Origin of the sequence: Prauserella aidingensis (assembly GCF_024171865.1) — a bacterium.
GTDB classification, from domain to species: Bacteria; Actinomycetota; Actinomycetes; order Mycobacteriales; family Pseudonocardiaceae; genus Prauserella; species Prauserella aidingensis.
In genome coordinates, this window is sequence record NZ_JAMTCN010000004.1 from 217,621 (window position 1) to 231,592 (window position 13,972).

At 72.0% G+C, this 13,972-nt stretch carries 14 protein-coding genes and 1 tRNA gene; 5 read left to right on the plus strand and 10 right to left on the minus strand.

From position 1 onward, the window contains the following. Positions 1-159: 159 nt before the first annotated feature. On the plus strand, positions 160-726 hold the full coding sequence (locus LY13_RS06970; RefSeq protein ID WP_253827455.1) for a hypothetical protein: 567 nt from the start codon (positions 160-162) through the stop codon (positions 724-726). A 123-nt stretch (positions 727-849) separates the two neighbouring features. Here LY13_RS06970 and LY13_RS06975 read toward each other — a convergent pair. Continuing rightward, positions 850-922, minus strand: a tRNA-Asn gene (locus LY13_RS06975). Between the two features lie 207 nt (positions 923-1,129). Between LY13_RS06975 and LY13_RS06980 the strand changes: the two genes are divergently transcribed. Beyond that, positions 1,130-1,330 (plus strand): hypothetical protein, encoded by a 201-nt coding sequence (locus tag LY13_RS06980; RefSeq protein WP_253827456.1) that lies wholly within the window; start codon positions 1,130-1,132, stop codon positions 1,328-1,330. 45 nt (positions 1,331-1,375) lie between these two features. Here the strand turns inward: LY13_RS06980 and LY13_RS06985 are convergent, their stop codons facing one another. The 3 genes from LY13_RS06985 to dnaG all read right to left on the minus strand — a co-directional run bounded on the left by LY13_RS06985 (position 1,376) and on the right by dnaG (position 4,717). Continuing rightward, positions 1,376-2,140, minus strand: coding sequence for a trans-aconitate 2-methyltransferase (locus tag LY13_RS06985; RefSeq protein WP_253827457.1), 765 nt, complete (start codon positions 2,138-2,140; stop codon positions 1,376-1,378). 154 nt (positions 2,141-2,294) lie between these two features. After that, entirely contained in the window at positions 2,295-2,822 is a 528-nt protein-coding gene (locus tag LY13_RS06990; RefSeq protein WP_253827458.1) for a hypothetical protein, read from the minus strand. Then, positions 2,819-4,717 carry a DNA primase gene (dnaG, locus tag LY13_RS06995; protein WP_253827459.1) on the minus strand — a complete coding sequence of 633 codons (1,899 nt, stop codon included), beginning with the start codon at positions 4,715-4,717 and terminating at the stop codon, positions 2,819-2,821. Before dnaG ends, LY13_RS06990 begins: the two co-directional genes overlap by 4 nt. 52 nt (positions 4,718-4,769) lie before the next feature. Between dnaG and LY13_RS07000 the strand changes: the two genes are divergently transcribed. Then, positions 4,770-5,705: a sigma-70 family RNA polymerase sigma factor gene (locus LY13_RS07000; protein ID WP_253827460.1), complete on the plus strand. Its 936-nt coding sequence runs from the start codon at positions 4,770-4,772 to the stop codon at positions 5,703-5,705. On the opposite strand, the gene LY13_RS07005 is transcribed toward LY13_RS07000, so the two are convergent. The 6 genes from LY13_RS07005 to LY13_RS07030 form a co-directional block, all read right to left on the minus strand. After that, on the minus strand, positions 5,677-6,273 hold the full coding sequence (locus LY13_RS07005) for a carboxymuconolactone decarboxylase family protein (RefSeq protein ID WP_253827461.1): 597 nt from the start codon (positions 6,271-6,273) through the stop codon (positions 5,677-5,679). The genes LY13_RS07000 and LY13_RS07005 overlap by 29 nt on opposite strands. Before the next feature lie 135 nt (positions 6,274-6,408). Then, complete coding sequence (locus LY13_RS07010) at positions 6,409-8,187, minus strand: glycosyl transferase (RefSeq protein WP_253827462.1); 1,779 nt, start codon at positions 8,185-8,187, stop codon at positions 6,409-6,411. Next, positions 8,184-9,311, minus strand: coding sequence for a serpin family protein (locus tag LY13_RS07015; protein WP_253827463.1), 1,128 nt, complete (start codon positions 9,309-9,311; stop codon positions 8,184-8,186). Before LY13_RS07015 ends, LY13_RS07010 begins: the two co-directional genes overlap by 4 nt. A 28-nt stretch (positions 9,312-9,339) precedes the next feature. Continuing rightward, complete coding sequence (locus LY13_RS07020) at positions 9,340-10,692, minus strand: deoxyguanosinetriphosphate triphosphohydrolase family protein (RefSeq protein ID WP_253827464.1); 1,353 nt, start codon at positions 10,690-10,692, stop codon at positions 9,340-9,342. A gap of 88 nt (positions 10,693-10,780) precedes the next feature. Then, positions 10,781-11,344 carry a YdcF family protein gene (locus tag LY13_RS07025; RefSeq protein WP_253827592.1) on the minus strand — a complete coding sequence of 188 codons (564 nt, stop codon included), beginning with the start codon at positions 11,342-11,344 and terminating at the stop codon, positions 10,781-10,783. A gap of 59 nt (positions 11,345-11,403) precedes the next feature. After that, on the minus strand, positions 11,404-12,792 hold the full coding sequence (locus LY13_RS07030) for a glycine--tRNA ligase (RefSeq protein WP_253827465.1): 1,389 nt from the start codon (positions 12,790-12,792) through the stop codon (positions 11,404-11,406). A 263-nt stretch (positions 12,793-13,055) separates the two neighbouring features. Between LY13_RS07030 and LY13_RS07035 the strand changes: the two genes are divergently transcribed. After that, positions 13,056-13,487 carry an ArsR/SmtB family transcription factor gene (locus LY13_RS07035; protein WP_253827466.1) on the plus strand — a complete coding sequence of 144 codons (432 nt, stop codon included), beginning with the start codon at positions 13,056-13,058 and terminating at the stop codon, positions 13,485-13,487. Between the two features lie 83 nt (positions 13,488-13,570). Next, positions 13,571-13,969: a Fur family transcriptional regulator gene (locus LY13_RS07040; RefSeq protein WP_253827593.1), complete on the plus strand. Its 399-nt coding sequence runs from the start codon at positions 13,571-13,573 to the stop codon at positions 13,967-13,969. The last annotated feature ends 3 nt before the right edge of the window (positions 13,970-13,972 follow it).

Sequence of the window (13,972 nt, forward strand, 5' to 3'; positions counted from 1 at the left end):
CGTACCGCCGCAGTCAGGGGTGTTCCGTCTCCGTGTCGATTCCGCATGTCCCGCGGGCTTGCCCCGACCGGCACCACCGAAACCGGGCGGGCCGGCCGCCCGCCCCGCCCGGGACGCTGCCCTGCCTCGTCCCGGACCTGTCCCGAAAGGATCATCGTCATGACCGCCACCGACAGTGCCGTACTGCTCGAGAACTGGCCCGACGAGTCGCGAGAAGCCGCGGAACTCGTCATCGACACCTACGGCCGGCCCCACGAGATCACACCGACCCTGCTGCGATGGTTCGACGTCGGACCGTGGAAACGGGTCGAGGCGTCCAGGGAGTTCCACCGGCACCGGTTTCCCGTTCCACACATCGATTCCGTCGAGTCGTTCCTCGACTACGACGTCCCTGTCGACAAGGTGGAGACACTGGCGCGGTTCGACGGGAGCGTCGTCGTCGACCGCACGATCGGCGAGCTGTCCGCGCGCTGCCATGACGAACAGGCGAACTTCCTGGCACTGAATCTCGCCCACGACCTCGTCACGGGCCGGCGCACGGTCGACGAGGCGCGCGAGCACTACGCCCGCGAGTTCCTCGACGTCCGGCGCGGCAACCCGACGCTCTACATGGACGGACTGGCGTTCGGGCCGAGCAGCTCGCGCGGCGACCCGGACAGCCGCGCACTGTCCGATGAGGACCTCGAACGGGCTCAGCAGGAGGGTGAGGCAGGCGGCGGGTCGTGACGACGACCACACCGCGCCGGCGGGTGCCCACCGGCGCGGTCCGGGGAAGCGTGAGGCATCCTGACGAGCGCCCTGCGAAGGACGTGAAAAAAGCAAAGCCCAGGTCTGCGACCTGGGCTGATGCTCCCCCAGTTGGATTCGAACCAACAACCCTCCGGTTAACAGCCGAATGCTCTGCCGATTGAGCTATGGGGGAATGTTCTGTTGTCGCCGGATCTCTTGCCCTCCGACGGGTATCAACTATAGACCATGCCGGCGAGGCCGTGACACGGGGGTCCGCACCCCGCGTCCGCACCGGGTTCGCCCAGGCAGACGGCCGTGCACCCGGGTATCGCACCGCCGGCAGGCCGCACGGTGGACAATGGCCTCTTCAGTGAAACAGCCACGAGGAGGCTCACCCGCCATGAACAAGTTCCTGCTGGGCGCCGCCGTCGGCTATGTTCTGGGCGCTCGCGCCGGGCATGCCCGGTACGAGCAGATCGTGCGGACCTACCGCAAGGTGGCCGATCATCCCGCTGTGCAGGGCGCTGCGGGCGTCGCGCGCGCCAAGCTCGGCGAGAAGGTGGGCGAGCGCGTGCCGTTCGGGCGGTCGGCGCAGCACTGAGCCGATTCCGGTCCGGCGTCGACGCCGACGCCGGACCGAGCCGGATCACGGCGTGCGCGCGACGACGAACACCCGTCGGAAGGGGAACCACGTCGTCCCGTCCGCGCGCTGCGGGTAGGCCTCCGCGAGCAACTCGGCGAGCTCACCGCGGAACGCCTCCCAGTCCGCGTCGGCGAGCGCCGCCCGGATCGGCCGCAACGCCGTGCCCGAGATCCATTCCAGCACCGCGTCGTCGCCCTCGAGCCGCTGGACGTACGTCGTCTCCCAGGCGTCGACCGTGCACCCGGCGTCGGCGAGCAGGTCGGCGTAGTCCTCGGGGGTGCCGACCGTGTCCGCGCCGCGCAACGACACGTCCGCCAGCCGCGTCCGCCAGCGCTCACTCGCGGCAAGCCTGCGCGTCAGCACATGGGACGGCGCGTCGAAGTTGCCGGGCACCTGCATCGCCAGCCACGCCCCCGACGGCAGCAGGCCCGCCCAGCGGCGCAGCAGGTCCGCGTGGCCGGTGACCCACTGCAACGTCGCATTGCTGATCAGCACGTCGGTGTCGGGCCCCGGCGTCCAGTCGGCGACGTCGGCGACCGTCGCGGCGATTCCCCCGGCTCGCGCCGCCTCCACCATCTCCGGTGAACTGTCGAACGCCTCGAGCCGCGCCGACGGCCACCTGCGCGCCAGCGTCGCCGTGAGGTTGCCGGGACCGCATCCCGCGTCGACCACCCGCCGCGGCCGCTCCGCGGGGATCCGCGCGACCAGTTCGTGGAACGGTCGTCCGCGCAGGTCGCCGTAGGTCAGGTACGCCGCAGGATCCCACATACCGTACGAGCGTACTGCTACGCGGGTGCGCTCACAAGCCGTCCCTGTCCGGACACGCCCCTGCCCCGACACGCGCCGTCCCCCATGCCCGGTCTCGCGCCGAGCCTCGCCGAGCCCCGCTTCACCACGATCCCGCCCGACCGGCGCGCCGGGCTCAGGAGCCGCCGGACAGCTGCTCAGCGGCCTCCCGCGCCATGGCGCGCACCGCCTCGACGTCCGTGCCGGGGTCGGGCCGCGCCTGCAACATCACGCCGTCGGCTCCGGGCACCTTGCGCAGCACGAACCACGCTCCCCCGCCGTCGGCGAGGTCGGCGCGGTGCCGGGCCCGGATCGAGCCCTCGACCCGCCTCCGCACGAGCTCCGGCAGCCGCCCTGCACGCGGGACCGCGACCCGCACCGGCGGCAGGTCGCGCAGCAGCACCGCGCCGCCCGCCTCCTCGGTCTCGACGGCCTCGACCACCGTGAGCGTCCCGGCGTCCCAGCCGGCTTTACTCACCAGATGCCAGCCCACCCGCCGCGGCCCGGCCTCACCGGGAATCCACAATCCGAGCCGCGTCACGACGACGTGCCCGTGGTCGGCCTCCGCGGCGGCGACGACGTCCTCGTCCGGGTCCAGCGCCGCGCGGACGTCGTCCGGCACGGCCGGGCCGGAGATCCTGCGCCACCACCGCGACAGCGTCATTCGAACCCTCCGGCGGCCTGGCCCTTGAGCGCCTTCCGGTACTCCTCGAGTGCGACGAGGTCCCCGAACAGGTCGCGATACTCGTCCGGTGAGTCCACAGGAGACAGTCGTTGGAGTTTCGACTTCAACTCGCCGATCTGCCGTCCCACGAGGTTCTCCTGCACGGCCGAGAACATCGACTGCACGTACCGGGCGTCGGCCTCCCCGACCGACTGGGGCGGTTCGACCGCCAGCTCCGACAGCAGCGACGCCACACCCGCGTTCTCCGCGTGCTGCACCGCCGCCTCGAGCAGCGCCGAGCCGGACAGGCCCGCGGTCGTCCCGCCCGCGGCCAACACCGCACGGTGCACCGCCACGTAGGCGGGGTGGGTGAAGGCGTCATCGGGCAACGTGTCGTACTGCGGGCCCGCGAGCGCGGGCTCCTGCAACGCGGCCTTCAGCACCTCGCGCTGGGCCGTCCGCTCCGGGTCACGCGGGTCGGGGCGGGCGAACGCGGGTCCCGACCCGTTCTCGACGCCGGACTCGCGCGACGGCGGCTTCCGCCCCGCCGCCTTCACCGGAGCGCCCGCGCTCTCCCGCACCCGCCGCACGACCATCGCCTCGTCCTGCCAGCCGGTCCACCAGGCGAGCTTCGTCGCGTAGCCGTCCCGTTTGGCCCGGTCCTTGATCTGCGCCACCAGCGGGACGGTGCGCTGCAGCGCGGCCACCTGCCCGTCCACGGAGTCGAGGTCGTACTCGGCCAACAGGCTGCGGATGGCGAACTCGAACAGCGGGATCCGGCGGGACACCAGGTCGCGCACGGCCGTGTCCCCCTTGTTCAGCCGCAGCTCGCACGGATCCATACCTTCGGGTGCGATCGCGATGTAGGTCTGGCCCGCGAACGTCTGGTCGCCCTCGAACGCCTTCAGCGCGGCCTTCTTCCCCGCCTCGTCGCCGTCGAACGTGAAGATGACCTCACCGCGGAAGGCGTCGTCGTCCATCATCAGCTGGCGCAGCACCCGCATGTGCTCCTCGCCGAACGCGGTGCCCGACGAGGCGACCGCGGTGGGCACGCCCGCCTCGTGCATCGCCATCACGTCGGTGTAGCCCTCGACGACGACCACCTGATGCCGTTTCGCGATCTCGCGTTTGGCCAGGTCGAGGCCGAACAGCACCTGCGACTTCTTGTAGATCGGGCTCTCGCTCGTGTTCAGGTACTTGGCCTGGATCGGATCGTCGTCGAACAGCCTGCGCGCGCCGAACCCGACGACGTCGCCGCCGCGGTCCTTGATCGGCCACACCAGCCGCCGGTGGAACCGGTCGATCGGCCCGCCTCGACCCTCCTTCGAGATCTGCGCCTTGTACAGCTCGTCGAGTTCGAAGCCGTGGTTCAGCAGGTGTTTGGTGAGCTTGTCCCAGCCACCGGGCGCGAACCCGCAGCCGAACCGGGCGGCCGCCGCCTGGTCGAAGCCGCGTTCCTTCAGGAACGTCCGCGCCGTCTCCGCCTCCGGGGTGGCGAGCTGCTCGGCGTAGAACGCCTGCGCCGCCTTGTGGACCTCGACCAGGCGCAGCCGCGTACCGCGGTTCTCCCTGCGCACGTCGCGGCCGCCGCCCTCGTAGGTCAGCTGCAGCCCGATGCGGTCGGCCAGCCGCTCGACCGCCTCGACGAACGGCAGGTGCTCGATCTGCATGATGAACTTGATGGCGTCGCCGCCCTCACCGCAGCCGAAGCAGTGGAAGGTGCCGTGCGTCGGGCGCACGTTCATCGACGGTGTCTTCTCCTCGTGGAAGGGGCACAGGCCCTTCAGGGCACCGCCGCCCGCACGCCGGAGCGCCACGTACTCGCCGACGACATCGTCGATCCGATTGCGTTCGCGTACCTGCGCGATGTCGCTGTCCCGGATCCGTCCCGCCACGCCCCCACTTTAGGCCAGGGCCGCAGCGCCTCCGACCGGGCATACTCGGCACATGTCCGACACCCCGGCCGCGGCGCCCGACGAGGCCGCCCGGTTCAGCGAAGCACGTGCCCACCTGGTCGGCGTAGGATACCGGCTGACCGGCTCCCTCGCCGACGCCGAGGACGCCGTGCAGGACGCGTGGCTGCGGCTGACCTCCCTCGACGAGCAGCGGCGCGCGGAGATCCGCGACCTGACGGCGTGGCTGACGACCGTCGTCGCCCGGCTGTGCCTGGACCGCCTCCGGTCCGCGGCCGCCCGCCGCGAGCGGTACGCGGGCCCGTGGCTGCCCGAACCGGTCGTCACCGCCACCGACGGCAGGCCCGATCCGCTCGACGCCGTCGTGGCCGACGACGGCGCCCGGATGGCCGCGATGGTGGTGCTCGACACGCTGCCGCCCGAGCAACGGGTGGCGTTCGTGCTGCACGACGCGTTCGGGGTGCCGTTCGCCGAGATCGCAGGCATCCTCGGCTGCAGCTCCGACGCCGCCCGGCAACACGCCTCCCGCGGCAGGCGCACGGCACGCGAGGCGGATCCGCCTCCCCGCGCGGGCGACGAGCACCGGCGCATCGTCGAGCAGCTGCTGGCCGCCATGGCGACCGGCGACGTCGAGGCGGTCGCCCACGTGCTGCACCCCGACGTGGTGCTCATCGGGGACTCCGACGGCAAGGCCCGCACCGCGCGGCGCGTCATGTCGGGCGCCGACAAGATCGCCCGCTTCTTCACGGGCCTGCTCACCGTGTACCGGCCGGGGGCGTTCGCGACCGCCCGGCCGGTACTGGTCAACGGCGATCTCGGCCTGCACCTGCCGCCTTCGCCGGGCGGCGACGGTTACCGCGACCTCGACGCCCACGTGCAGACCGTCGCCGTCTCCGACGGCCGGGTCGTGGCGATCTACGACCAGGCCAACCCCGACAAGCTCACGCGCCTGCCGTCCCCTCCGGCCTGACCTCGCCGAGTTCCACCCGGCAGGCGTCGCCGGAGGCGAACCCCTGGTCGACGATCCCGAGCGCGGCGTTCGACCGCCCGCGCATGTTCTCCAGGCCGATCTGCAACGACAGTTCGACCACCCCCGCCCTGCCGAACTCCCGTTCCAGCTCGGCGACCTGCTCATCGGTCACCGCGATCGGCGTGTCGGTCATCGCGTCGGCGTAGGCCAGGGCCAGCCGTTCCGGGCGCGTGTACAGGGGCGACTCGGCGTAGTCGTCGATGGCTTTCAGCCGATCGATGTCGAGCCCGTCATGCTGCTGCAGCATGGTGCCGAAGTCGATGCACCACGAGCAGCCCAGCCGCACGGCGACCCGGTAGACGGCGAGTTCGCGCACACTGGTCGGCAACACGGTGGACGCGCGTTCGGCGAGCATCTCGAACACGCCGTAGGCGCGCATCAGTTTCGGGTGGTGGGCGGTCACGGCGAACGGTTCCGGCACGGCGCCGTACCGGCGTGCGACGACGCGGTACAGCACACGGGTGACCGGACCCGCCTGGTCGGCGGTGACGACGGGGATGCGCGGCATGGCGACTCCTCCTCGGGTGCGATCGGTTCTTCACCCGGGGGACGAGACCGCGTGCCCCGGTGTGACAGGACCGGTGTGACGGGGGCCGGTGTCACAGGGCCGCGGTGTCACAGGGCCGGCTCGCGGCTGCGGGCGTCAGGAGGACGTCAGTGACCGCACGTCCCAGATCCACATGCCGCCGCGGAGCCGTCCGGGGATGCCGATGAGCCCGTCGGCCGTGGTGCGCAGCGCCTCCGCGTCGGGGTGGCCTGCGTCCAGTACGACGAGGTCGGTCCGCCACTGCTTCAGGTCGGCCACGGCCTGACCGCGCTCGGCGCGCCCGACGCTCACGGGCAGGCCCGTCTCGTCGACCTCGTCGAGGGTCGACGACAACATCGTGCGCTGCGCCCCGTAGATGCCCGAACCGTCCTCGGCGGGGCCGACGAAGTAGCCCTCCGCGAGGGGGAAGGCCAGTCCTTGGCCGACCTGCCAGTGCAACGGGTCGGCGTACCCGGTGTCGGGCAGCGGCACGACGGCCACCGAGCGGCCCTCGCGCACGTGGTCGGCCCACCGGCCGGATGCGAGGAACTCGGGCACGGGGTCACGCTCACCCGTGGGCAGTTCGGTGGGCATGATCGGCACGAGCGCGACCAGCAGCGCGCCGAACCAGCTCACCCGCGCGACGTAGGCCCATTCCCGCAGCCACGGCAGCCGCAGCACGCGGTCGGTGGCCATGGCCAGCAGGATCCCGCCCAGTGGCGCGCACGCCATCGCCAGGCGGGATTCCAGCACGGACGACACGAGCGGGGCGTCGACGAGGAGCATCCACGGCCCGGGAATCGAGGTCGCCGTCCCGTTCACGACGAGCAGGACGCCCATCGACAGCCACGCCATCACCAGCATCGCCACGGCGACGGCACGCGCGGCCGCGACCCGCCACAGCGCGACCGTCACGCCCAGCAGCACCAGCACGAGCGGCCAGCCGAAGAACGCGTTCTCCTCGGTGCGGTTGAGCGACAGATCCACTGCGGAGGAGTCGGTGCCGGCCAGCGACGCCGTCGCGTACCCGGTGAACGCGGCGAGGTCGTTGCCCTGGAAGCCGTGTTCGATCCCCGTGTAGCTCTGCGGGCCCGCGAACTGCCACCACAGCGGCACCGCGACGACCGCGCCCGCCACGAGCGCGCCGACACCGATGCCGGTGCCGAGCGGGCGGACCATGGGGCCGATCTCCGCGGGCCGCGACAGGGCGTACGCGAGCGCGAACACCGTCAGCGCCAGCGCCGCGATCAGCAGCGGCTCCTCCCCCAGCAGCACCTGGTACGCCGTCAGCAGCCCGAGGATCACGCCACCGGCCACCGGCCTCTCACCACGGGCCAGCAGGAGCAGCCGGTGCACCAGCAGCGGCACCAGCAGCAGGACGACGAAGTTGGGATGTGCGTTGGCGTGCGAGATGATCGGCGGCGCGAATCCCGCGAGTGCCGCGCCGATCGCCGCGGCGCCACGGGAGGCGACCACGTGCCGCGACAGCAGCCAGTACCACGCGACGGCCGTCCCGGCGAGCCCGCCGGTGAGCGTCAGCGCCCACGTCACGGTCGGTCCGAACAGGACGGTCACGGGCGTCAACGGGATGCCCACCCCGAGCATCGCCGTGTTGGCCATGAGGTTGACGCCCAGCGGGTGGTTCTGCAGGTCGGTGTGCAGCGGATTCGACAGCGTGAGCACGTTCTTCGCGGTGACGGCGAAGAACCATTCCCACATGTTCTGGTCCTGGCCGCTGCCGGTCAGGTAACCGGAGTCGAGGTTCTGCCACAGCCCGCGGTAGATCAGCAGCGCCGCGGCGAGACAGCCCAGCACGACGAGGACGTCGGCGAGCCGGCCGCGGGCGCGCGTGTCGAGCCGCACCCCGGCAGGGGTGACGGAGGACGCGCGTGTCACGGCGTGACCACCCGCGCGACGAAGTAGACGGCGCCCGTCGCGGCGTGACGCACCAGCAGCAGGAACGGCCGGTTGACGTCGATCACGACGGGGTCGCCGGTGGGCATGGCCACGAGCCGCATCGTGGCCGCCGTCGCCGCCGCGCCTTCGAGGCCGTGCTCGTCGAGTCGCAGCACCGCCTGGTGCAGCACGTCCGACACGTACAGCCGCGCGTCGTCGGAGAGACCACCGAAGTCGGCCTGCGGGGTGAACATCCGACGCACCCCCAGGCCGCGCAACGCATCGCCGAGCGGCACCGGCACGTCGAGCGACACCCGCGGCATCGTCAGCCGCACCTGCTCCGGCGCCAGCGACCCGAGCAGCTCCGCCAGCGCCGCGTCGTCGAGGGCGGTCTCGGCGTCGGCGAGTCGGCGGTCCGGCAGCAGGACGACCGCTTCGACCCCGCCGACCGCAGGCACCGCGACCGCTCGCCAGCCCGGCGTCTCGGCGTAGCGCATCCGGGCGGTCTGCCGCATCATCGGCACGGGCAGCGGACCGTCCGGACCGTGGAAGTCGCCGTCGGTCGTCGCCTCGGCGGGGAACGGGTGGCGCCAGGCGCAGCGCAGGTAGAGCGCGTTGACCAGGGCGGCGACCGTGTCCGGGCCGACCGCGCCCGGCGGCAGCAGCTCGGGGATCAGGTTCCGGGTGGTGGCCGCCACGTCGGCGTTGATCTCGACCCGGGCCGCCTCGGGGTCGTCGACGAACGGTGCCGCGGCGACCCGCCCCGACGCCCGGCGTTCGAGGTCGGCGGCGTAGCCGTCGTCGACGGCCAGCCCGTCCCACGCCCACAGCGTGTTCGACACCGTGAGGACGGGCTCCTCCTGTCCGGCGCGGGTGTCGAGCGCCGCGGCGGCCTCCAGCAGGCGGCGCTGGCCGGCGAACGTCGACTGCGGCCCCACCAGCAGTGCGCCGATCTCGTCGGCGGTCTCACCGCGCGCGCCGTCGGCCACGAGGCCGAGCGCACCCGCCGCCGAGTACGGGGACACGCAGGCGTCGTCGGTTCCGGCGCCGGACGCGGTCGCACGATGCACGGCGAGCGCGAACGTCAGGTGCGCAGCTTCCGCCGGGTCCGTCGTGACCTGCATTCCGTGACCGTATCGTCATCCGGGGCGGTTACGCGTGGCGGCCCGTGTGCCAGGCGTGCCACGCGTGTGCCTGGGCGTCGGTCAGGGTGGCCACCTGGTCGATCACCGCGCGCAGCCGCTCCGCGTCGCCCGCGGCGTCCGACCAGGCCTGTCCGAACACGGGTTCGAGTGCCTCCGGGGACCGCGCGAGCAGAACCTCGATCAACTCGGCGAGCAGCTGCCGCTGCCCCTCCTGCAGCGCCAGCCTGCGCCGATCGCTCATGACGTACCGCAACGCCATCGCCTTCAACAGCGCCACCTCGGCCGCCACCCGGGCGGGTATCCGCAGGTCGGCCTCGTAGCGGCGTAACGGACCGTCACCGTAGGCGGCCTGCGTGGCGGTCACGGCCGCGGACGCGAACCGCCCGACCAGCTCGCTGGTGAGCCGTTTCAGGGCGACCTGCGCGCCGAGGGTCGAGTCGTAGCCGCGCGCGGCGAGTTCGGCCACGACCGGCAGGGTGAGCAGTTCGGCCGCCGCGTCCTCGACGGCCGACACGGGCTCGGCGGTGAAGTGCTTCGCCGCGAGCGCCGCGACGGCGGCGCGTTCGTCCGGGTCGGCGAGGCCCCCGAACGAGACGCGGCCCGCCCGCACGGCGTCCTCGACGTCGTGTACCGAGTAGGCGACGTCGTCGGCCCAGTCCATGATCTGCGCCTCCAGGCACCGCCGGTCGCCGTGCCCGACGGCCGCCCCGTCGGCCGGGGCACCGTCGGTGTGAGCGCTGCCGCCGTCGGGGGCACCGCCTCTGAGCCAGGTGAACACCGCCAGGTCGTCGGCGTAGACGCCGAACTTGGCCGTTCCGGGGCGGCGCGGCCACGGGTACTTGGTCGCCGCGTCGAGGCTGGCGCGCGTGAGGTTGAGCCCGCCGGTGATCTCGGCGGGCTCCGGGTCGCCGAACGGCCCGGTGCCCAGGATCTTCGGTTCGAGCCGGGTGAGGATGCGCAGCGTCTGGGCGTTGCCTTCGAACCCGCCGCACGGCTGCGCGGCGTCGTCGAGGGCGTGCTCACCGTTGTGGCCGAACGGCGGGTGGCCGATGTCGTGGGCCAGCCCCGCGGTGTCGACGATGTCCGGGTCCGCGCCCAGGTCCTCGGCGATGCCCCTGCCGATCTGCGCGACTTCGAGCGAGTGGGTCAGCCGCGTCCGCGGAACACCGCTGACCTCGGCTCCCTCCCCGGGTCCGACGACCTGGGTCTTGCCCGCCAACCGCCGCAGCGCGGCCGAGTGCAGCACGCGGGCCCGGTCACGGGCGAACGGGGAACGCATGTCCGGCCGCGCGCCGGCCAGCGCGCCGCCCTTGGCCGGTTCGGGATGCAACCGCGTGCGATCGTGCTCCGTGTACGACACCCGCGTCAGTCTACGAACCCGGCGGGCCGGGTCACGGCGGCTGTGACCCGGCAGCGCCGTGCGCAGCGGCCCGGGCGGGATCGGCCGGTCAGGACGACATGCTCTCCGCGGCGAACAGGTTGTGGTACAGCAGCGCGGCCGTCTCCCGCGCGATGTACCAGGCCTGGGTCTCGCGCGTCTGCACGATCGGCCCCGAATGGGTCGGCGACGTCCACGCCTTCAGGCCCGCGTCCTCGGCCATCGTGCGCGCCCGCAGCGAGTGCCACGGGTCGCTGACGACCACCGTCGTCGTCCACTCCCGGTCCTGCATCTCCTGCGCCACCGCCCGGATCGAGTGCAGCGTGTCCGCTCCCGTCGGCACGACGAGGATGTCCGACTCGGGGACACCGTTCTCGGTCAGCCACGTGGCGCCCGATTCGGCCTCGCTGTACGTGTCACCGTCGGCACGGCCGCCCGTCGTGACGATGCGCGGCGCGACGCCTTGGTCGTAGAGCTCCTTGGCCTGGCCGAGCCGGTGCGCGAACACCTCCGACGGCGTGCCGTTGTACTGCGCGGCGCCGAGCACCACGATCGCGTCGACGTTCGGCCGTTCGTCGGCGCGAGCCACGTACCAGACGCGCAGCGCCGTACCGCCGACCAGCACGAGCGCCATGATCACGGCACCGGCGACGGCGCGGCGGACCCACCGCGTCACCCCCACGGCAGCGCCCCTCAGCAGCCGATGAGGCGGGCGGCCAGGTACGACTCCAGCTTGTCGATGGCGATGCGCTCCTGGTTCATCGTGTCGCGCTCACGCACCGTCACGGCGTGGTCGTCGAGGGTGTCGAAGTCGACCGTGATGCAGAACGGCGTCCCGATCTCCTCCTGGCGGCGGTAGCGCTTGCCGATGGACTGCGCGTCGTCGAAGTCGACGTTCCAGTGCTTACGCAGCGTCGCGGCGATGTCCTTGGCCTTGGGCGTCAGGTCCGAGTTGCGCGACAGCGGCAGCACCGCGACCTTGTACGGCGCCAGCCGCGGGTCGATCTTCAGCACGGTGCGCTTGTCGACGCCGCCCTTGGCGTTGGGCACCTCGTCCTCGGTGTAGGCGTCGAGCAGGAACGCCATCATAGGACGGCCGACACCCGCCGCGGGCTCGATCACGAACGGACGGTAGCGCTCGCCACCCGCCTGGTCGAAGTACGACAGGTCGACACCCGAGTGGTTCGAGTGCGTCGTGAGGTCGAAGTCGGTGCGGTTGGCGACACCTTCGAGCTCGCCCCACTCCTGACCCGCGGAGAACCGGAACCGGTACTCGACGTCGACGGTCCGCTTCGAGTAGTGCGAGAGCTTCTCCTGCGGGTGCTCGTACAGCCGCAGGTTCTCCTCGCGGATGCCCAGGTCGACGTACCAGGCCTTCCGCTGCTCGATCCAGTACTCGTGCCACGACTCGTCCTCGCCCGGCTCGACGAAGAACTCCATCTCCATCTGCTCGAACTCGCGCGTGCGGAAGATGAAGTTGCCCGGCGTGATCTCGTTGCGGAACGACTTGCCGATCTGGCCGATACCGAACGGCGGCTTCTTCCTGGCCGTGGTCTGCACGTTGAGGAAGTTCACGAAGATGCCCTGCGCGGTCTCCGGGCGCAGGTAGTGCAGCCCCTCCTCGGACTCGACCGGGCCCAGATGCGTCTTGAGCATCATGTTGAACTCGCGCGGCTCGGTGTACTGGCCGCGGTTGCCGCAGTTGGGACACGGCACGTCGGAGAGGTCGTTCTCGTCGACGTCGCCCCCGGTGCGCTCGGCGTAGTCCTCGGCGAGCTGGTCGGAACGGAACCGGCGGTGGCACTCCAGGCATTCGACCAACGGGTCGTGGAACGCGCCCACGTGCCCGGAGGCCTCCCAGACCTGGCGCGGCAGGATGACCGAGGAGTCGATCCCGACGACGTCCTCCCGGCCCTGCACCACGGTCTTCCACCACTGGCGCTTGATGTTGTCCTTCAACTCCACGCCGAGCGGTCCGTAGTCCCACGCCGACCGGGTACCGCCGTAGATCTCCCCCGAGGGGAAGACGAAGCCACGACGTTTGCAGAGGTTGACGACGGTCTCGATGTTGTTCGCGGGCACTCCACGCTCCGTGGGAACTATCGCAGTGGTGGTTCGAGATGATGTGAGGCACCAGCCTAGCCTCACGCCGTGGGAGTCCCGCGAGGGGCGTCCGCGGCGCACCTCGCCCGCCGCGGCGGGCGAGGTGCGGGCGTCCGAGTGGGCCGGCACGTCCCGGCGGCGCACTAGGATGGAAGGGCGGACGACGAGCGGAGACGACCGCACGAGGAGATCATCAACGGCCGTGTGCCCGCACACGGCGGACGCAGGCTGGAGCATGCGACATGCCGACGGCGAGCTCGGACGCGGCGCACGCGGACCCACCCGGCCCCGGGGAGGCCGGCGGGGACGGTCACGTCGACGCCGGCCACGACCCGGCGGCGCACGACCACCCCGACGGCGCGGTGCCGCCTGCGCCGCCGCCGTCGCAGACCGCGTTGACCGACGCGGGTGAGCTGCTGCGGGCGCTGGCCGCGCCGGTGCGCATCGCCATCGTGCTGCAGCTGCGCGACGGCGACCGGTGCGTGCACGACCTGGTCGATGCGCTGGACGTGGCCCAGCCGTTGATCAGTCAGCACCTGCGGGTGCTCAAGGCCGCCGGGGTCGTACACGGTCAGCGACGCGGCCGTGAGGTCGCCTACCGGCTGGTCGATGATCACCTTGCCCATATCGTGGTGGACGCCGTCGCACACGTGCAGGAGGAGGCGAAACGATGAGCACTTCGACGAGCAGCTCGTCGGCCGACAGCACCTCGGCGGACTCCGCGGGGACGAAGGCGTCCGGCTCGACCAAGGCACCCCTGCCGGGCCGGAGGGCGACGCGGCAGCGGGCCGCGGTCGTGGAGTTGCTGGCCGAGGTGGACGATTTCCGGTCGGCGCAGGAGCTGCACGACGAACTGCGCAGCCGCGGCGAGGGCATCGGGCTCACGACCGTCTACCGCACGCTGCAGTCGCTGAGCGAGGCCGACGAGATCGACGTGCTGCGCACCGACTCCGGCGAAGCCCTGTACCGGCGCTGCTCGGAACACCACCACCATCACCTGGTGTGCCGCAGCTGCGGCTACACCGTCGAGGTCGAGGGACCGGCCGTCGAACGCTGGGCCGAGTCGATCGCCTCCGGCAACGGGTTCTCCGACATCAGCCACATGATCGAGATCATGGGCACCTGCTCCACCTGCGCCGCACAGCAGGCGAGCTGACGC

Bases quoted from the DNA above. Each gene is read 5' to 3' on its own strand.
- LY13_RS06970 (WP_253827455.1), top strand. From the start codon at position 160: ATGACCGCCACCGACAGTGCCGTACTGCTCGAGAACTGGCCCGACGAG.
- LY13_RS06980 (WP_253827456.1), top strand. From the start codon at position 1,130: ATGAACAAGTTCCTGCTGGGCGCCGCCGTCGGCTATGTTCTGGGCGCT.
- LY13_RS06985 (WP_253827457.1), bottom strand. From the start codon at position 2,140: ATGTGGGATCCTGCGGCGTACCTGACCTACGGCGACCTGCGCGGACGA.
- LY13_RS06990 (WP_253827458.1), bottom strand. From the start codon at position 2,822: ATGACGCTGTCGCGGTGGTGGCGCAGGATCTCCGGCCCGGCCGTGCCG.
- LY13_RS07000 (WP_253827460.1), top strand. From the start codon at position 4,770: ATGTCCGACACCCCGGCCGCGGCGCCCGACGAGGCCGCCCGGTTCAGC.
- LY13_RS07005 (WP_253827461.1), bottom strand. From the start codon at position 6,273: ATGCCGCGCATCCCCGTCGTCACCGCCGACCAGGCGGGTCCGGTCACC.
- LY13_RS07015 (WP_253827463.1), bottom strand. From the start codon at position 9,311: ATGCAGGTCACGACGGACCCGGCGGAAGCTGCGCACCTGACGTTCGCG.
- LY13_RS07025 (WP_253827592.1), bottom strand. From the start codon at position 11,344: ATGGCGCTCGTGCTGGTCGGCGGTACGGCGCTGCGCGTCTGGTACGTG.
- LY13_RS07035 (WP_253827466.1), top strand. From the start codon at position 13,056: ATGCCGACGGCGAGCTCGGACGCGGCGCACGCGGACCCACCCGGCCCC.